20 protein-coding genes and 1 pseudogene are annotated in these 17,567 nt (G+C 68.0%); 6 read left to right on the plus strand and 15 right to left on the minus strand.

Annotation, left to right across the window (positions count from 1 at the left end):
- A partial coding sequence (locus tag AC1DW0_RS24225) for a ProQ/FINO family protein (RefSeq protein WP_477948509.1) occupies positions 1 to 686 on the minus strand: 686 nt, incomplete at its 3' end.
- A gap of 92 nt (positions 687 to 778) precedes the next feature.
- Between AC1DW0_RS24225 and AC1DW0_RS24230 the strand changes: the two genes are divergently transcribed.
- Positions 779 to 1,264 (plus strand): GFA family protein, encoded by a 486-nt coding sequence (locus AC1DW0_RS24230; protein ID WP_477948511.1) that lies wholly within the window; start codon positions 779 to 781, stop codon positions 1,262 to 1,264.
- Here the strand turns inward: AC1DW0_RS24230 and AC1DW0_RS24235 are convergent.
- From AC1DW0_RS24235 to AC1DW0_RS24250, 4 genes are all read right to left on the minus strand, one after another.
- Positions 1,261 to 1,938, minus strand: a complete 678-nt coding sequence (locus tag AC1DW0_RS24235) for a DUF4197 domain-containing protein (protein ID WP_056191809.1) — start codon at positions 1,936 to 1,938, stop codon at positions 1,261 to 1,263. The genes AC1DW0_RS24230 and AC1DW0_RS24235 overlap by 4 nt on opposite strands.
- A 40-nt stretch (positions 1,939 to 1,978) precedes the next feature.
- Positions 1,979 to 2,983 (minus strand): diguanylate cyclase domain-containing protein, encoded by a 1,005-nt coding sequence (locus AC1DW0_RS24240; protein ID WP_477948514.1) that lies wholly within the window; start codon positions 2,981 to 2,983, stop codon positions 1,979 to 1,981.
- Between the two features lie 199 nt (positions 2,984 to 3,182).
- Positions 3,183 to 4,121, minus strand: a complete 939-nt coding sequence (locus AC1DW0_RS24245) for a nucleoside hydrolase (RefSeq protein ID WP_477948516.1) — start codon at positions 4,119 to 4,121, stop codon at positions 3,183 to 3,185.
- A complete protein-coding gene (locus AC1DW0_RS24250; protein ID WP_477948518.1) occupies positions 4,118 to 4,900 on the minus strand; it encodes a fumarylacetoacetate hydrolase family protein in 783 nt (260 codons plus the stop codon). The genes AC1DW0_RS24245 and AC1DW0_RS24250 overlap by 4 nt, the downstream gene beginning before the upstream one ends.
- Positions 4,901 to 4,934: 34 nt before the next feature.
- On the opposite strand from AC1DW0_RS24250, the gene AC1DW0_RS24255 reads away from it, so the two are divergent.
- The 3 genes from AC1DW0_RS24255 (at position 4,935) to AC1DW0_RS24265 (ending at position 8,643) form a co-directional block, all read left to right on the plus strand.
- Positions 4,935 to 5,831, plus strand: a complete 897-nt coding sequence (locus AC1DW0_RS24255; RefSeq protein WP_477948520.1) for a hypothetical protein — start codon at positions 4,935 to 4,937, stop codon at positions 5,829 to 5,831.
- A 123-nt stretch (positions 5,832 to 5,954) separates the two neighbouring features.
- Positions 5,955 to 6,236: a BTH_I0359 family protein gene (locus AC1DW0_RS24260; RefSeq protein WP_056191800.1), complete on the plus strand. Its 282-nt coding sequence runs from the start codon at positions 5,955 to 5,957 to the stop codon at positions 6,234 to 6,236.
- A gap of 94 nt (positions 6,237 to 6,330) precedes the next feature.
- On the plus strand, positions 6,331 to 8,643 hold the full coding sequence (locus AC1DW0_RS24265) for an ATP-binding protein (protein WP_477856260.1): 2,313 nt from the start codon (positions 6,331 to 6,333) through the stop codon (positions 8,641 to 8,643).
- On the opposite strand, the gene AC1DW0_RS24270 is transcribed toward AC1DW0_RS24265, so the two are convergent.
- The 4 genes and pseudogenes from AC1DW0_RS24270 to AC1DW0_RS24285 all read right to left on the minus strand — a co-directional run bounded on the left by AC1DW0_RS24270 (position 8,630) and on the right by AC1DW0_RS24285 (position 11,219).
- Positions 8,630 to 9,151: a GNAT family N-acetyltransferase gene (locus AC1DW0_RS24270; RefSeq protein WP_457351377.1), complete on the minus strand. Its 522-nt coding sequence runs from the start codon at positions 9,149 to 9,151 to the stop codon at positions 8,630 to 8,632. The two genes, AC1DW0_RS24265 and AC1DW0_RS24270, sit on opposite strands and share 14 nt — an antisense overlap.
- Positions 9,152 to 9,229: 78 nt before the next feature.
- Positions 9,230 to 9,604: pseudogene (locus AC1DW0_RS24275) on the minus strand (GNAT family N-acetyltransferase); the annotation flags it as partial.
- Complete coding sequence (locus tag AC1DW0_RS24280) at positions 9,595 to 10,167, minus strand: helix-turn-helix domain-containing protein (protein ID WP_477948522.1); 573 nt, start codon at positions 10,165 to 10,167, stop codon at positions 9,595 to 9,597. The gene AC1DW0_RS24280 and the pseudogene AC1DW0_RS24275, both read right to left, overlap by 10 nt.
- A 29-nt stretch (positions 10,168 to 10,196) precedes the next feature.
- On the minus strand, positions 10,197 to 11,219 hold the full coding sequence (locus AC1DW0_RS24285; RefSeq protein ID WP_477948524.1) for a questin oxidase family protein: 1,023 nt from the start codon (positions 11,217 to 11,219) through the stop codon (positions 10,197 to 10,199).
- Between the two features lie 6 nt (positions 11,220 to 11,225).
- Here AC1DW0_RS24285 and soxR point away from each other — a divergent pair, with 6 nt between their 5' ends.
- Complete coding sequence (soxR, locus tag AC1DW0_RS24290; protein WP_457389704.1) at positions 11,226 to 11,714, plus strand: redox-sensitive transcriptional activator SoxR; 489 nt, start codon at positions 11,226 to 11,228, stop codon at positions 11,712 to 11,714.
- 92 nt (positions 11,715 to 11,806) lie between these two features.
- Positions 11,807 to 12,583, plus strand: a complete 777-nt coding sequence (locus AC1DW0_RS24295; RefSeq protein ID WP_457322849.1) for a ferredoxin--NADP reductase — start codon at positions 11,807 to 11,809, stop codon at positions 12,581 to 12,583.
- A 175-nt stretch (positions 12,584 to 12,758) separates the two neighbouring features.
- On the opposite strand, the gene AC1DW0_RS24300 is transcribed toward AC1DW0_RS24295, so the two are convergent.
- The 6 genes from AC1DW0_RS24300 to AC1DW0_RS24325 form a co-directional block, all read right to left on the minus strand.
- The gene (locus tag AC1DW0_RS24300) at positions 12,759 to 13,601 is read right to left on the minus strand and encodes a LytR/AlgR family response regulator transcription factor (RefSeq protein ID WP_457322850.1); all 843 of its coding nucleotides are present in this window, start codon (positions 13,599 to 13,601) and stop codon (positions 12,759 to 12,761) included.
- Between the two features lie 18 nt (positions 13,602 to 13,619).
- On the minus strand, positions 13,620 to 14,021 hold the full coding sequence (locus AC1DW0_RS24305) for a hypothetical protein (RefSeq protein WP_457322851.1): 402 nt from the start codon (positions 14,019 to 14,021) through the stop codon (positions 13,620 to 13,622).
- Positions 14,018 to 15,460: a sensor histidine kinase gene (locus AC1DW0_RS24310; protein WP_457445894.1), complete on the minus strand. Its 1,443-nt coding sequence runs from the start codon at positions 15,458 to 15,460 to the stop codon at positions 14,018 to 14,020. Before AC1DW0_RS24310 ends, AC1DW0_RS24305 begins: the two co-directional genes overlap by 4 nt.
- A gap of 216 nt (positions 15,461 to 15,676) precedes the next feature.
- Entirely contained in the window at positions 15,677 to 16,246 is a 570-nt protein-coding gene (locus AC1DW0_RS24315) for a YceI family protein (RefSeq protein WP_056191784.1), read from the minus strand.
- 51 nt (positions 16,247 to 16,297) lie between these two features.
- Positions 16,298 to 16,831 carry a YceI family protein gene (locus tag AC1DW0_RS24320; RefSeq protein WP_056191782.1) on the minus strand — a complete coding sequence of 178 codons (534 nt, stop codon included), beginning with the start codon at positions 16,829 to 16,831 and terminating at the stop codon, positions 16,298 to 16,300.
- A 20-nt stretch (positions 16,832 to 16,851) separates the two neighbouring features.
- On the minus strand, positions 16,852 to 17,388 hold the full coding sequence (locus AC1DW0_RS24325; RefSeq protein WP_457322853.1) for a cytochrome b: 537 nt from the start codon (positions 17,386 to 17,388) through the stop codon (positions 16,852 to 16,854).
- Between the last annotated feature and the right edge of the window lie 179 nt (positions 17,389 to 17,567).

A 17,567-nucleotide genomic window follows, 5' to 3' on the forward strand; every position in this document is an offset into this window, starting at 1 on the left:
ACCTCCCGCGGCGGCGCCGGCGGCGCCTCGGCGCGCTCCTTGCGAGCGATCTCCAGCAGGCCCGGCAGCTCCTCAGGCACCACACCCTTGAGCACGCAGAAGTTGGCCTCGGTCAGCGTCGTGCGCTCGAAGTCCCACAGCAGCTGGGCTCGGTTGCGGCGCTGCTGCGCCTCGAGCTGGTGGCGCTCCTGCTCCACCTGCTCACGCTCCTGCTTCAGGCCGCGGCGGCGGGTCAGCTCTTCCTTGGCGGCATTCAGATGCTCTTCCGTGATCTCACCGGCGGGGTTGCCGTCGAGGTCGAAGCGGCTCTTGGCCTGGGTCAGCGCGATCAGATAGCCGGTGCTGCCGGTGTGGCGGCGCAGGAAGGCGCTGAGCTGAGCCTTGCTGAACTTGCCCGGTGCGCGCTCCTGGATGTCGGCCTGCACGCGCAGCTTGACAGGCTTGGGCTTGCCGGTGAACAGGGCCGGGAACAGGGCCTTGAGCTCGGCAGTGGCATCTACCGCCGGCGCAGCGGGCGAGCCAGCAGCAGCCGGCGCGGCGTCGGCGGAAACCTCTGTCGCGCTCTCGATCTGGGGCGCGGCCTCGGGTGCGGCCGCCGGTGTGGCCTCAGGCGCAGGCACGGGTGCGGGCACAGCGGCTGCCGGTTCTTCGGACGGGGTGACGGGATCAGGAAGATCGGAATTCATCGCAAAGCCGTCGAAGCGGCAGCAAACAGGCAAGGGCCGGGATTGTCGGCCATCATGGGCTCCTGCACGCCATCCCACAGAAAGGCCAGCAAATGCACCTCGAAGGCTCATGCCATTGCGGCAGCGTGAAGTTCTCGGTCGAGGCCGACTCGCCCGTCCCTTTCATGCGCTGCTACTGCTCCATCTGCCGCAAGACGGCTGGCGCTGGCGGCTATGCGATCAACCTCGGCGCTCAGACGCACACGATGAAGGTCAAGGGCAAGCGGCATCTGCGCATCTACCGCGCCAAGCTGCCGAACAAGGAAGGCAAGGGCCGGCACAAGAGCAGCGGGCGGCGCTACTTCTGCATGAAGTGCGGCAGCGCGCTGTGGCTCTGGGACCCGACCTGGCCGGAGCTTGTGCACCCGCATGCCAGCGCCATCGACACGCCGTTGCCGACGCCACCCGAGCAAGTGCATTGCATGGTGGGTTCCAAGGCGGATTGGGTCGAGGTGGAGGGCTCGCCTCGGGACCCGCGCTTTGACGAGTACCCCGACATGTCATTGGCCGAGTGGCACAAGGCGCACTACAGGCCCTAGCCCAGCCCGCCGAAAACCTTTTTGAGGATGGCGCTGCCGGTGCCGACCGGGTCCTGCCGGATCTTCTTCTCCTCCTCGCCAATGATGCGGTAGAGCCCGTCCAGCGCCCTGGCCGTCACGTACTGCTGGATGTTGGCCTCGTCGCCCTTGACGAGGCCGAAGCCACCGGCCTTCCTGGCGACGGCGTTGTACTTGTCGGCGAGAGACACCTTCTCGGTCGCCTTGGTCACGATGGGCAGGAACTGCTGGCCCAGCGGCTCGCGCGTCTTCACGGCGAAGAACTGCGTCACCGAGTCGTCACCACCCCTGAGGATCTTCAGCCCGTCCTCGACGCTCATGTCCTTCACCGCCTTGACGAGCAGCGGCTTGGCCGCCGGCACGGCGGCTTCGGCGGCGCGGTTCATCGCTGTGACGAGCTCGTCGAGCTTCCTGCCTTGCCCGGTGGCCTTCAGCAGCTTGGCGGCGTCCCTCAGATAACCCGGCAGCTCGATCTTGACGAGCGGGTTGCCGAGAAAGCCGTCGGGACGCCCCAGCAGCGACACCGCCGAATTGGCGCCGCGCTCCAGGGCCGCGCGGATGCCGGCGTTGGCATCACCCTCGCTGAGGTTCAGTGCCCAGGCCGGGCGCAGCAGGAACAGCGCGGGGGCACTGGCGATGACGAGGCGGCGTTGCATGGCGGGCTCCGGTGAGACGGAGCGCCATCTTGCCACCGGCTCAGGCGTGGGCGTGCTGCAGGCCGCGCTTGTGGCGGTACATGCGCTGGTCGGCCAGCTCGATGAGCCGGCCGAGATCCATCCCATCCTCGGGGAAGCAGGCCGTGCCCATGCTGGCACCGACCTGCAGCAGCCGACCTTCGAACTCGAAGCCGCCGTCGAGATGCGCCGCCAGCCGCTGCATCGTCGCCTCCAGGCCGCCGTCGGCCGCCAGCGGCCGCAGCAGCACGCCGAACTCGTCACCCCCAAGCCGCGCCGCCATGTCGGACTGGCGCAGGCCGCCAACCAGGCGGCGCGCGAACTCCAACAGCGCCGCGTCGCCGGCACGGTGACCGAAGCCGTCATTGATCCGCTTGAGGCCGTTCATGTCCAGCATCATGACGGCCAGCGGCTGGCCGTCCCGCATGGCCTGGGCCAGCGAGGCATGCAGGTGATCCAGGAAGAGGGAGCGGTTGGGCAGGTCCGTCAGTCCGTCATGCGTCGCCTTGTGGAAGAGTTCGGCGGGCGCATAGCGGGTGGCGAAATACATGGCCGCGGCGACGAGCTGGGACACCAGCCCCAGCAGGGACAGATGCCGGTCAGCGAAATGACCCTCGCGTTTGGACATGGCCTTCAGCACGCCCACCGTCACGCCGTGATGACGCAGCGGCACGACGACCATGGCACGCAGGCCCAGGCGCTCGCAGGCGGCGCGGTCGCAGCGCGGATCGAGCAGTGCGTCGTCGCAGCGCAGCGCCCGCCCCTGGGCGACGCACAGGCCCGACAGGCTGTGACTGCGTTTGAGCCGCAGGCCCAGGCTGCCCTCCGCCATGCCGGCTGCCGCGCGGTAGACCATCTCGTCGCCCTCGGCCATCTCCAGGGCAGCGCCGTCCGCATCCACCAGGCTCAGGGTGCGTTTGACGACGCGGTCCAGCAGGCGCCCCAGGTCCAAGTCCAGGTCCAGCCCCAGTCCGGCCACCTCGGTCTGCAATGCGATGACCTCCAGCAGCTTGTCTCTGGTCGGCATCGATGTCTCCTCGACGCGCCGTCGCGCGACGATGCGCCTCTTCCACCCCGGGCGCTGCGGTGTCCCCCCAGTGGCCAGTGTCTCACCGGATATAAATGATGTCGATACCCGTTTGCACATCATCTATGCGTCAAGCGCGTACTAATGGAGTTCCGGATCTTGCCCTGCCGGACCATCCCGGCTTTCGCTCATGACGCACTCACTGCAGAGCCGACAGCCTCTCGGTCAGCAGCGCGAAGAAGCCGTCGGCATCGACATGGCGCAGCACCTGGGCGTTGGCAGGCAGGCCGGTGACGGCCCACCAGTCGATGACCGTCATGCCGCGCGTCAGCTCGCTCCGGGTCTCGACGCGCACATTGCAGTCCCGGCCGGTGAACAGCTCAGGCGCCAGCAGCCAGGCGATGACACAGGGGTCGTGCAGCGGGCCTCCGTCCTGGCCATATTTCTCCTCGTCAAAGCGCTCGAAGAATTCCATCCAGGCGGCCACCACGCCGCCAACGCGGTTGCCCAAGGCGCGGATGGCCTCGATGCGGGCCGACGTCGTCAGCGCCTCGTGGGTGACGTCCAGCGGCGCCATCGTGATGGGCACGCCACTCGTGAACACCTCATGGGCCGCCTGCGGATCGACATAGATGTTGAACTCGGCGGCCGGCGTGACGTTGCCGCCCTCGAAGAAACCGCCGCCCATCAGCACGATGCGGCGGATGCGCGCCGCGATGTCGGGCGCCTGGCGCAGGGCCAGGGCGATATTCGTCAGTGGCCCCAGCGGGCACAGCGTCACGGTGCCGGCCTCGCGCTCGCGCAGGGTCTGGATGATGAAGTCGACCGCATGGCGCGGGTCCAGGGCCAGCGTCGGCTCGGGCAGCTCGACGCCGTTCAGGCCGGTGTCGCCATGCACATGCTCGGCGGTGACCAGGGGCACGTCCAGCGGCCGGTCGGCACCGGCGCAGATGGGCACGTCGCGCCGGCCGGCCAATTCCAAGACCTTGCGGGCGTTCAGTGTCGTCAGCGCCAGCGGCACATTGCCGGCTACCGTGGTCACGCCGAGCAGTTCCAGCTCCGGGCTGGCAGCGGCCAGCAGCAGGGCGATGGCGTCGTCCTGGCCCGGGTCGGTGTCAATGATGATGGCTTGGCTCATACGGATGCGGGTGGCGGTGCGAGATCGATGTCGATGGCGCCGAACAGGCTGTGCTGGCCGTCGGCGGTCTTGAGGTCCAGGCGCAGGCTGTCACCGGGCGCGAGCGGCAGCTCCAGCGCGCCGAGGGCCGAGCCGGCCAACTGCCCGGCGCGCAGCGCCCGCAAGCGGGCCAGACGCGCCAGTGCGTCACCGGGCAGGGCAGCCACGTCGCGCGGATCGAGCTTGGCGCCGTTGTGCAGGGCCACCAGGCGGGCCTGCAGACGGCCGGCGCCCCAGGCCTCGCCCAACTCATCAGGCGTGACGGCCAACGGCGCGCAGTGGGTGGCGATCAATTCGCCGTCCAGGCGCCAGTCCACGGCAAAAGTCAGCAGACGCATGGCATCAAGTGCCGAGGCGGCATCACTCGCTGCCGCCAGGTCGCCCGTGATGACGGCAAGGGCCGGCTCGCAGGCCGCCGGCGCCCTCAAAGGCTGATGCGCGCCATGGAACTGACCAGCTTCGCGGCGCACGCCGCCTTCGGCGTCGGCAACGGCCCAGCCATAAGCGCGTGGCAGAGGCGCGACACATTTCTCGGGTTCGAAAGCGAAGGCGTGGCGCAGCTTGCCGTGGTTGAGCTGCACGGCCAGGTCTTCGAGCTGCGGCGACAGGAAGCCCCAGTCATCGAGGACCTGCTGCAAGCGCGTGGCGATGCCGGTGGCGTAATGCGCCTGGGTCTGGTCGCGCGACACGACGACGAGGTGGCCGTCGCGCGAGCCGTCGGCGTAGCTGGCGAGTTTCATGAGCGGGAGTTCAGGGTGATGGCAGCATTGTGCGATGCGCGCCGCCCTGCCCTCACCCCGCGCCGCCACGGTTGCACTGGCGGCCAGCCTGCTCGCCCACGCGCTGCTGCTGGGCGGTGAGCGGGTGCGCGACGACAGCGCCGCTCGGCCGGCGCGGGCCGTCAGCATCGCGTTGTTGCAGCCGCCGACGCTGCCCATGGCCCTGCCCGAGCCCACCCCATCCACCCGGCCCTTGCCTCAGGCCCGCTCGCCCCGCGCCAGCGCCAGGCCACCGATGCCCGCCGTTGAAGCCCCCATCGCCGCCCCCGAGGCCCCGCCGCTGCGCCTGGCCGGCCCAGCCGCCTGGCACTACCGGCTGCGCCAAAGCGGCCAGGACGGCGAGGCGCTGTTGGACTGGCGCCCCGAAGCCGATGGCCGCTACAGCCTGCGCCTGACCCGCCGCATCGGCGAGCGCGCGCTGCCGGCCCTGGAAAGCCTGGGCCATACCGGCAGTGCGGGCCTGGCCCCCGAACGCTTCGCGCTGCAGCGCGGCGGTCAGGACCGCCAGGCCATCAACTTCGATGCCGAAGGGCGGCGTGTCAGTTTCTCGGCCAACCCCGCCCAGCTCGAACTGCCCGAGGGCGCCCAGGACCGCCTGTCCTGGTGGCTGCAACTCGCCGCCCTGGTGCAGGCCGCCCCGACACCGGGTGGGCGCTGGCGTGTCTGGGTGGCCGGATTGCGCGGCGAACTGCGCGAATGGAGCTTCGAGACCGTGGATGCGACGCCTGAAGACGCCGGCAGCCTGCATCTGCGACGCCTGCCGCTGGGTGAGCGAGACCCTGGCGTGGAGCTGTGGCTGGACCCCAACCGCGGCTACTGGCCGGTCCGCCTGCGCCAGGGCGACCCCGAAACGCGCGGTTTCGAGATCCGTCTGTCCGACGTGAACTCCTGACGCTTCCTACACGTTGCTGGGCTATGGGATGACCCGAACAGCGGGGCGTTCTGCCAGTATCTGAACCAAGCGGGGCTTGAAACACCAGGCCTCACCCGCAGCTGAAGCCCTAAGGAGAACTCCATGCACATGCTTTACAACTCCGACAGCTTCATCGTCGTCCAGTTCGACGTCCCACACGCCGAGCTCCAGGCGGTGGAGGCCGGCCCGCAGCTGAACCGAGGCGGTTTTGAGATCGTCGACAAGTTCGCCCGCAAGGAAATCTTCATCGAAGGCGCCCTGGCCGAATCCTTCCAGCAAGGCGTGCAGGCCCTCATCGACGATGGCGAGCCTTCCGAGGACGAACTGGACGCCTTCATCGAGCGCTATGCCGTGATGGGCCAGCAACCGGTCGTGATGCACTGAACGTTTAGGGGGCCGATCTGACGTTGCTCTGCCGCCAAGCCTGATACAAGATGGGTCCGCGCCGCCGCTGCAGGCTGCGCAAGGAGCCCATCGAATGGTGAAGCGAGTCGCCGCTGAGACAGCCGCCCGGGCATCTGCCCGCTTGCTGCCCTCGCCCGGCCTGGACAGCGCTCCGGTGCTGGACCGCATGTGCTCGCAGTTCGTGCTGACGCTGACCGTCAGGCACGCCGGCCGCTTCAACCTGCGGCGCGACTTCAACGGCCTGCTGTCCTTCACGGGCCGCCATCTCGTCTGGCCCACGCGTGTGCTGCAAAGGCTGCGCGGCTATCTGGGCCAGCGCTGCGCCGGCAACGAGTTGTGGCGCGGCCACGATGCGCTGAGTGACGAGGCCTTCCTCGACCGCTTCGGCCAATGGAGCGGCCCCTTCTCGGAAGCCACACTGTTCTTCTACCTCGACGAATACGTCAAGGATGCGCCCAAGGACATGATGGCCCTGCTGGCCACCACCTGCGAGTACCTGGACCGCCAGTTGAAGCGCGAGTCGACGCTGGTCGAGAAGAACATCGCTGCGCTGGGCACGCTGCTGCAGCTCAACCCCGCCGAGCGGGCCATCCTGCTGTACGGCACCCTCGCCCGCTACCAGCGTGAGCTGCGCGGGGCGCTGGTCGAGTTCAAGGTCAACACCGCGCAGGAAGCCTTCGCGGCAATCGCCGCCGTTGCCGGCGTGGACGAACGCGAGGTCGCCGAGGCGCTGCGCGCCGGTTCACGCCTCGAGCGCATCGGCATGGTCGAGAACCTGATCTCCGAGCACAACATCACCGACCTGGCCGACCTGATGAAAGTCAGCGACCAGCTGCCGCCGGTGCTGATGCGCGAATACCAGGGCCCGCATGACCTGATGGCCGTCTTCACGCGGCCCGCCACGCTGAGCACGCTGGGCGCCAGCGATTTCCAGTTCGTCAGCGACGACCTGGGCTTGCTGCAAGGCCTGTTGCGCCAGGCCGTCACCACGCACGCGACCGGCGTCAACGTGCTGCTGTACGGCCCGCCGGGCACGGGCAAGACGGAGCTGGCCAAGGTGGCTGCCGCAGCTGCGGGGCTGGATCTGTACGAGGTCGAGTATGCCGACCGCGATGGCAACTCACTGTCGGGCCGCGACCGCTACCGTTCGCTGCAGATCAGCCAGGTCTTCCTGAAGGCCAGCGCCAATGTGGCCCTGCTGTTCGATGAGGTCGAGGACGTCTTCCCGCCGCTGTCCAGCGACACAGCCTCGCTGCTGAACCGGCTGGACGCCAGCGGCGAAGGCGGGGTCGGCAACTCGGTCAGCGGCAAGGCCTGGGTCAACCAGATCCTGGAAACCAACCCGGTGCCGGTCATCTGGGTCACCAACCGCATCGAGCAGATCGACCCGGCCTTCCGGCGCCGCTTCCAGTACCACCTGGAGCTGAAGTCGCCGCCGCCCGGCGCCCGCAAGGGGCTGGTGGCCAAGGCGCTGGGCGAGGTGCCCGTCAGCGAAGGCTTCATCGCCAAGCTGGCGGAACGCCCGGGCCTGACGCCCGCGCAGATCCGCACAGCCGTGCGCTTCGCCCAGCTGGCCGGCTCGGCCGACGACGCCGAGAAACTGATCGAGCGCCAGCTGCTCAACGCCGACAAGGCCCTGGGCCGCGACGACGGCAGCAGCATGGCCCGGCCCTGCGTCACCAGCTACGCACTGGATCTGCTGAACTGCGAAAGCCGCTTCGAGATCCCGCGCATCGTCGAGGCATTGCGCCGCAAGGGCGCGGGTCAACTCTGCTTCTACGGGCCACCCGGCAGCGGCAAGACCGCCCTGGCCGAGCACATCGCCCAGGCCCTGGGCCGGCCGCTCATGGTCAGGCGCGCCAGCGACATCGCCAGCAAATTCGTCGGCGAGACCGAGCAGAACATGGCGCGCATGTTCGAAACGGCCCAGACCGAAGGCGCCGTGCTGCTGCTGGATGAAGCCGACAGCTTTTTGCGCAGCCGCAAGCATGCCGAGCGCAACTACGAGGTGTCGGAGGTCAACGAGATGCTGGCCGGCATGGAGCGCTTCAGCGGCCTCTTCATCTGCACGACCAACCTCTTCGACGACCTCGACGAGGCGGCGCTGCGGCGCTTCGCGTTCAAGATCCGCTTCAAGGCGCTCAAGCCCGAACAGCGCGTGGCGATGTTCGAGCGCGAGGCGGGCGCCGCCCCGGCCGATGAGCAGCGCTCACGGCTGGTGGCGATGGACTGCCTGACGCATGGCGACTTCGCGGCCGTGCGCAACCAGGTCGAGATCCTCGGCGAGGCATTCACGCCGGATGAGTTCCTGGCTCAACTGGAGGCGGAGCATCGAGCGAAGCCTGAAGTCCGCGAACGCAGAGGCATCGGGTTCAGAGCGGCTTGAAGTAGTAGGTCGTCGAGCAGAACGGCCCTTCCGGCATCAATGCGTAGTTCGGAATGTCGCCCGCTCGCTGCCAACCCGTTCTCTCATAGACCCGCGAAGCATCGCTGCCGGTGACGGTGTCCAGCACCAGCGTCGTCTTGCCCAACTCACGAGCCTTTACCTCCAGCGCCCGCAGCAGGTGTTCGGCCACACCCTGCCGGCGCGCGCTGCGATGAACCAACATCTTGGACACGTCGGCCCTGTGCGGCTGGTTGTCGGGCATGTCGACGACGAGAGACAGCGTGCCGCACACCCGCCCGGCGTCATCCAGCGCCACGAACAGGTGCCGCTTGCCGTCAGCCACCTGCCCTGCCACGCCTTGCCAGAACACCCGAGCACGTTCGGTCGACAGGTCGGCCATGAAGCCCACTGAGGCGCCACCCGCCACGCAGTCGAGCAGCACAACGGCCAGTTCGTCCATGCGCGCCTCGGCCTGCGCCGCATCCAGTTCTTTGATCGTGACGGCCATGTCTAGTTCCTTGCCAAAACACACCGCCGCCGCGTTGCCTGCGTAGCGGCCGAAGTTGTCGATGCGCCGGTAGCCATGCCGCTCGTAGAACGACACGGCGCGGGTGTTCACGGCGCGTGTTTCCAGCCACAGGGCGCGGTAGCCCAAGTGCCTCGCAGATGACTCCAAATGAGTCAGCAACGCCGCGCCGACACCGTGCGAGCCGGGGCGGGCGTACATGCGCTTGAGTTCCGCCACGCCATCTTGCAGCGGTCGCAGGGCGCCGCAACCCAGCGCCGCGCCGGCCTCGTCCTGTGCGATGACGAAACGGCTGCGCGGCCCGCGCACGTCGTCGGCCGCGAAACCGCTGCGCCCGCTGTCGCCGGTGATCGCCTGCAGTGCAGCGGACAACTCGTCCAGCAGCAAGCGCGCGTCAGTGTGGTCCGGAGCGACAGTGACGAGGTTCAGCGCCATGACTTGGCCCCGCTCAAGGCCACGAGGTAGCGCGCCGGCTTGCTTCCAGGATTGTGGAAACGGATGGGCGCATCCAGCCGCATCGCCAGGCAGTCGCCCGGGTTCAGCTGCCACTGCTCGCTGCCGTGGCCGATCTCCATGGCGCCATCGATCATCCAGACGAGCTGGTGGATGTCGGCATCACGCTCCGAGGTTTCGAAGGAGACGCGCTGGCCGGCCGGGAAGATGACGTCCACCAGTTGCAGTGGCGACACGCCGGCGGGCGACACATTGCGGCGGCGGTAACCCGAGGCCGGGTCGTCCCAGACGGGTTGCTCGGCTACACGCGCCAGCGGCGAGGGTGTGGTCGGTGCCGGACCAGCCTCGAACATCGACGCGACGCTGACGCCGAGCGCCGACGAAAGCTTGTCGAGCACCACGGCCGTCGGGCTGCTCTGACCGCGCTCGATCAGCGAGATGTTGGAGCGGCTGACGCCGCTCTTGTTGGCCAGTGCGTCGAGCGACAGGCCGGCAGCCGAGCGCAGTTCGTGCAGGCGGCGGCCGATGCGTTGCGTGATATCCATTCATCCAGTTTACTGGAATTTGTTTTCCATCAAAATGGAATTGCGCGTTCGACGGCGCGGCGCCAGGCAGGGTCAGGCCAGCGCCGGCCCAGGCGCCAGGCGGCGTGGGTGAGCTTGATGACATGGGCATCGTCCTGTTCGCAGGCCGCCGCGATCAGCGCCGGCCAGGGGCGGCTGGGTGGGCGGTCGAGCATCAGCGCCGGCTCGGCGCCGCTGGCCAGCAGGCCGGCAGCAGCGGCGACGCTGAAGCCCCGCGCCAGCTGGGGCGCCGGCCACCAGGGCTCCAGCACCACCATCGCGTGGCTGGCCGTCAGCAGATGCAGCACGGTGAAGTTGCCGGTCGCCGCATAGGTGCGGGCCGCCAGCAGCGCCAGGTCGCGCAGTGCGTCCGGCCCATGGCGCAGCCGCCCGGCGACTGCGGCGAAATCCGGCGATTCGCCCCAGGCCTGCATGCGGCCGTGGATCAGCGCACCTGCCGGGTAGGCCGGACGCGACAGCTTGCTCAGCGCCGGCAGCCAATCGGCCAGTTCCAGCGGCGGGCCGTCTGCCGTGGTCGGCAGCGGCAGGAAGTGGGCCGCCCAGTGCGCAAGGCCAGCGGCCAGCTCGCCCTCGTGGCCGGCCAGCACCGCATGGCCGGTGCGGATCAGGCCATGGAAGGCGATGGCACCGACACCAGGCAGCAGCAGGGACAGAGCCTTGCGCAACGTGCCGGCCGCACCGATCTCCGCAATGCGCGCCGCGAAGTGAGCATGCCAGGCGGTCTCGCTGTCGGGTCGGCCCAGGTCGCGCTCGACCGTGACGCTGCCCGGGCGAGCAGCGACGCGTGGTTCGAGGTGGACTTCGTAGCTTTCGGTCCAGGCCTGCAGCCGCGCCGCCGAGGCGCCCAGCTCCAGCAAGGCCTGCTGGGCCATGGGCAGGTGGTTGCTCAGTCGGCCCCGGTAGGTGGGCGCCAGCGCCGCACCGGCGTCGAGCAGATGGTGCAACTGGGCCAGCGTGGCGGGCGCGGGTGTGGCGGTCTTGGTCAGCATGGCGAATGTCGGCTGTGGGAACATGGCGCCATGCTCGAAGTTCAAGTGGACTTGAAGTCAAGTGCCATGGAGCCCGCCGCACCGCTGACCATCGGCCAGTTGGCCAAGCGTGCCGGCGTGGCGGCCAGCGCACTGCGCTTCTACGAGGCCGAGGGCCTGATCGCCGGCGGCCGCAGCGCTGGCGGGCACCGGCAATACCCGCGCCACGTGCTACGCCGGGTGGCCTTCATCCGCGCAGCCCAGGTGGTGGGGCTGACGCTGCCGCAGATCAAGGCGGCGCTGGCCACCCTGCCCCAGGGCCGCACGCCCACCAAGGCGGATTGGACGCGGCTGTCGGCCGGCTGGGCACCGTTGCTGGACGAACGCATTGCGGCCCTGCAGCAGCTGCGTGAGCGGCTGACGGGCTGCATCGGCTGCGGCTGCCTGTCGCTGAAGGCCTGTGCCCTTTACAACCCTCAGGACGTCAAGCGCAGTGAGGGTGCCGGAGCGAGGCTTCTGCGCATCGAAACCGCGACTTGACCCCTTGGCGACGGCGGGTGAGCACTTCCCGGCGAAAATACCCGGGTTAACCCGCCAAACCGTCCGCCCAACCGTCCGCAAGAACGACCGCCATGAGTGCCTTCCACGAAGAGACCGTCCTGACCGTCCACCACTGGACCGACCGCCTGTTCAGCTTCACGACGACGCGCGACCAGGCCCTGCGTTTTTCCAATGGCCACTTCACGATGATCGGCCTCAAGACCGAGACGGGCAAACCGCTGCTGCGCGCCTACAGCATCGTCAGCGCCAACTATGAAGAGCAGCTGGAATTCCTCAGCATCAAGGTGCCGGACGGCCCGCTGACCTCCAAGCTGCAGCACATCAAACCGGGCGACAAGATCATCGTCGGCCGCAAGCCCACGGGCACGCTGCTGATCGACTATCTGCTGCCGGGCAAGAACCTCTATCTGCTGGGCAGCGGCACGGGCCTGGCACCCTTCATCAGCGTCGCGCGCGACCCCGAGACCTATGAGCGCTTCGAGAAGGTCGTCGTCGTGCACGGCGTGCGCCATGTGAACGAGCTGGCCTATCACGACCACCTCACGGTCGACCTGCACCAGCACGAATTCCTCGGCGAATTCGCTGCCGAGCAGCTGCTGTACTACCCGACGGTCACGCGCGAGCCCTTCAAGAACATGGGCCGCATCACCGACCTGATCCAGACCGGCAAGCTGCAGGCCGACCTGGGCCTGCCGCCGCTGGACCCCGAGACCGACCGCATCATGCTGTGCGGCAGCCCCGCGCTGCTGAAAGACATGCAGGAGATGCTGGAGATCCGCGGCTTCAAGGAAGGCAGCACGACGACGCCGGGCGACTACGTCATCGAGCGCGCTTTCGTCGAGAAGTAGGGGGCCCCTCGCCTGGTCTTGCCCTGCTGAACGCGGGCAAGCCCAGTCGGTCCCCCGAGGGGACGGCGATGCAAGCGGCATTGAGCCGCTCGCACATCGCCAGACGGGCCGGCTTGGGAGCGGCCCGGCGCTCGGCCCGCAAGGCAACGCAAACGTTCCTCGCAGGCGCCTGGACCTACATCCCTTTGAACAGGTGCGTATAGCTGCGGCTGACTTCGAGCTTCTCGGTCAGTCCCCGCACGCCCACCAGCTGGCGGCCGCGGAAGTCGCGGGTGATGCCGTCGATGGCGCGGGCGTTCACCAGCGTGGAGCGGTGGATCTGCCAGAAGACCTGCGGGTCCAGCTCGTCCACCAGCTCCTTGATGGGCTTGCGGATCAGGGCCTCGACCTTGGCTGTCTGCACCCGGGTGTACTTCTCGTCGCTGATGAAGAACAGCACGTCCTCGACCGGGATCATCTGGATGGCCTGGCCGACCGTGGCCTGGATCCACTGCAGATATTGCGGCTTGCCAGCCGGGTTCATCTGCCCCGACAGCTTGTGCAGTAGCTGCTGCAGCGGCACCGGCGCGCTGTCGCTGAAGTCGTTGGAGGGCGCCTCGCGCTGGGCCAGGCGCTTCTTGATGCGAGCCACCGTCAGCTGCAGGCGCTCGCGCTCGGCGGGCTTGAGCACGTAGTCGGCCACACCCTGCTCGAAGGCTTCGACGGCGTACTGGTCGTAGGCCGTGATGAAGACGATCTCGGGCACCAGCCAGTCGTCGTCCCCCGAGCCCTCCCCCTCATCTCCCATTTGGGCGATCTGGCGGGCGGCTTCCACACCGGTGAGGCCCGGCATGCGGATATCGAGGAAGACGATGTCGGGCTTGTGCTCCTTGGTCAGCTCGACCGCCTCGAGGCCGTTCTTGGCCTCGGCGACGATGTCCAGCTCGGGCCAGACCTCGGTCAATCGGGCGCGCAATTGCTCGCGCATCAGTCTTTCGTCGTCGGCCAGAACGGCGCGGATGGGTGCTGCAGTGTTCATGCCGACGATGCTACTAGCTCAGACCGGCGTCGACCTGCTCGCGTTCGCGCGGCGGCGGTTGCGCATGACGACGAAGAGCAGCAGGCCGAGCAGGATCAGCGGCGAGCCGAGCACGGCGCCGACGCCCAGCAGGCTGGCCACGACCAGGGCCAGCACGCCGCCGACGATGAGCAGCGGCAGGGCCACACCCAGCAGCAGCACCAGTGGCACGACGATGACGCAGATGATGCCGGCGACGAACAGGCCGATGGTCGCGCCCAGCCAGTCGCCGACATCGCTGCCGCCGAGGAAGAACTCGCCGTCGTCCAGCACGATGTGCATGTCGGGGCCGCCATGGTGCAGCAGCGCAAAGCCGCCGAACATCGCCATCAGGACCATCAGCGCGGTGCCGATGAACAGAATCTTGAACAGGGTTTTCATGCCGTGGCTCCTTCGTCGTTGCGGCTGCGATAGGGCACGGTGATCGTGACGACCGTGCCACTGGGTTGGTTCTCGGTGACGGTGACGCTGGCGCGGTTGCCGTGCAGCAGTTGCAGGCGTTCGCGGATATTGGCCAGGCCCACGCCGGTGCCCGAGGTGGCGGCCCGGCCAAACCCCAGGCCCGTGTCGGCGACCGTGACGGCCAGCTTGCCGTGCACGATCTCGGCCTTGACCTTCAGCGTGCCGCCCTCGGCCTTGGGCTCCAGGCCATGCTTGATGGCGTTCTCGACCAGGCCCTGAATCATCATGGGCGGGAATTCGGCCGACAGCAGGCCCTCGGGCACATCGATCTCGGTCTGCAGGCGCTCTTCCATGCGCACCTTCAGGATCTCGAGGTAGGGCTTGATGACGGCCAACTCGCGGCCCAGGTCGCGGGTGGCGGTGGCGTTGGCCTCACGCATGGTGGGCATGGAGGCCCGCAACAGCGCGATGAGGTTCTTCTGCATCTGGCTGGCACGCGGCGGGTCGGTCTCGATCAGGTGGTCGATGGAGGCCAGCGTGTTGAACAGGAAGTGCGGCTCCACCTGGGCCTGCATGGCGGCCATGCGGGCCTCGATGACCTGGCGCTTCAGGGCCTCGCTCTCGGCGTTCTCGGCCGCCTGGGCGGCCTTGACCTCGGCCTGAATGCGGCCCTTGTACATGGCCTTGATGACGGCGGAGGCCAGAATCCACAGGATGGCCAGGTCGACCAGGGAGTCGCCGGCATGCACGATGGTGACGCGCTTGCGGCTCTGGGCGTCCTTGGCTTCCTCGGCGGCCTGCTGCAGGGCGGCCTGGGCGTCGGCGGCGGCTTCCTGGGCTTCCTTGACCTCCTCGGCCTCCTGCTTGAGCTGGCTGAGCTGCTCCTTGGCCTGGTCGATGGCGGCGCGGATGTCCTCGGGACGGGCGCTCTTGGGGAAGTCGATGGAAATGGCCGGGGCCTCGTTGGCCTTGGGCTCGCCGTCGTCGCCTTCGGCGGCGCTGGCTGCCGAGGCTGCGGAGCGCACGGGCTGGATGCGCACACCACGCTCGTCGATCTTGACCTCGTAGTGAACGCCCTTGTCGGCCACCTTCTTGCCGCCCTTTTCGGCCCTGTCGACCGCCTTGCGGGCCTGGTCGGCAGCCTTCTTTGCCTCGGCCTCGAGCTTGGCCTGGCGGCGCACGGCGCCGTGGTCATGCTCCTCGACCTGCTCGCTGATGCGCCAGGTGAAGGGAGGCAGGTTCTTCAGCACGTTGACGCCGATCAGCAGCGCCAGCGACAGCAGCACGAAACGCTTCCAGCTGATGCCGACCAGCCAGCCGGCGTAGATGTGGAAATACCGCACCACGGTGGCGGAAAAACGCTGCCAACGCTCGATCCAGAGCTTTTGCTGGGGGCTGGGGGAGAAGGAGGGAGTCATGGCCGGGGTCTGTCGTTGGGAGTCACTGTACGCAGGGGCTCGGCGCCCTGTGGGGCGGAAGCGACGCGCCGGCGCGGTCACGGGACGAACTGCAGGGGAGGGCGACAGGCCGCGTACCCATTACAGACAGGGCCGCGAAGGCCCCGGCAATAGTTCACGGATCACACAGCAAAAAGCCCGCCAGAGGCGGGCTTGCAGAGGGCGTCGGCAGGCAGATTACTGCTTGATGGCCTCCACCTGGACCAGCAGGCGGATGGCGTCGGGCGTGACGGCCGGCATCGCATAGACGATGCCCCACTGGCTGCGCTGGATGGTGGTCTCGAAGTCGCCGCCGCAGACCTCGCGCTTCAGGCGCGGGTTCTCGTAGCAGTTGAAGTTGGTGGCCGTCAGCGTGACCGGGTTGGTCTTGCCGCGCAGCGTCAGCTCGCCGGAGACGCTGGCCACCTTGTCGCCGTTGAAGCTGAACTTGTCGCCGACGAACTTGGCCGTCGGGAACTCCTCGACGGCGAAGAAGTCCTTGCTCTTCAGGTGGCCGTCGAACGGGGCCGTGCCGGTCGTGAGGGAGGCCATGTCGATGGTGAACTCGACCTTGCCGGTCTTGGCGGCCTTGTCCAGCGTGACCGTGCCTTCCTTCTTGTCCCAGCGGCCGCGCAGCGTGCTGGTGCCGAAATGCTTGGCTTCGAAGGTGACCGCGGTGTGGCTGGGATCAATGGCGTAGGTGGCGCTTTGGGCTTGAGCGGCGCCAGCGGCGGCGATCAGGGTGGCAAGCAACAGGGCATTCTTCATCGTGAAGGTCTCCGGGGGGTGGGAAGAGAGGGGTGGGAGGTTACAGGCCGGCTAGATGCCGGAAAAGGACAGTTTGAACTTCACGGTCACGTCGTTGGCGACCATCGACGTGTCGGCCCATTCGCCGTCACCGATCTTGAAATCCAGGCGCTTGATGGCCACGCTGCCGCTGGCCACGCCAGAGGCCAGCGTGAGGGGCACGACGACATCGCGGCTGGCGCCCTTGATGCTCAGCTTGCCGGCCACGTCGTACTTGCCGGGGCCGGTGGCCTTGATGCCGCTGGACACAAATGTGGCCTTGCCGTTGCGCTTGGTGTCGAACCAGGGCGTCTTGGCGAGCTCGGCGTCGAAGCTGGCGTCGCCCAGGGACACGCTACCCAGGTCCACCGTGAAGGCGATCTTGCCGGCCTCGGGCTTCTTGGTGTCGAAATCGAGCTGGGCTTCGAACTTCTTGAACTTGCCGTCCACCGGCACGCCCATCTGCTTGAAAGTGAAGCTGAGGTCGCTCTTCTCGGGCTGCAGCGTGGCGGCCTGGGCGGCCAGGGCGCTGGTGGCGATCAGCAGGGCGGAGATCAGGCGTTTCATGAAGTCCTTTCAGGTGCGGTTCAGTTGCGACCCAGGCCCATGCGGGCAAGCAGGCCATCACGGTCGATGAAGTGATGTTTGAGGGCGGCGCCGACATGGCCGGCGACGAGTAGGCCCAGGCCGTAGGCGGCGAAGTGGTGCACCAGCTTCAGCGTCTCGGCGAGTTCCTTGTCCTTGCCCACGAAGTCGGGCAGCGGCAGCACGCCGAACCAGACGATGGGAAAGCCCGCCGCCGAGCTGTAGGCCCAGCCGGACAGCGGCACGGCAAAGAACAGCACATAGAGCAGGTTGTGCGTCACATGGGCGGCGCGCAGCTGCCAGGCCGGCATGGGGATGTCGGCTGGCGGGCGATGGGTGAGGCGCCACAGCAGGCGCAAGGCGGACAGCGTCAGGATGGTGACGCCGGCCCATTTGTGCCAGTTGTAGAGCTTGAGCCGTGTCGGCGAGAACGGCAGGCTGGTCATGTACAGGCCCACGCTGAAGGCGCCGACGATGGCCAGCGCCAGCAGCCAGTGCAGCGCGATGGCGATGGGGGTGTAGCGGGTGGCAGGGCTCATATGGGTTCGCAGTGTGTTCCCGGCAGAGGGGGGAGCGGTTCATTGGCGTTGTCGCCAATGTTCAGCGATTTTGAACGGCTCGGGGGTGGTGCGTGCAATCCCGTGGGTTTGACCCAGTTGCGCACCGACTGCGCCCAGCCAGACTCAGCCTCAGCGGCACGCGCCCGGCCGCAGGTTCT

The organism is Roseateles sp. P4_D2 (assembly GCF_056401875.1).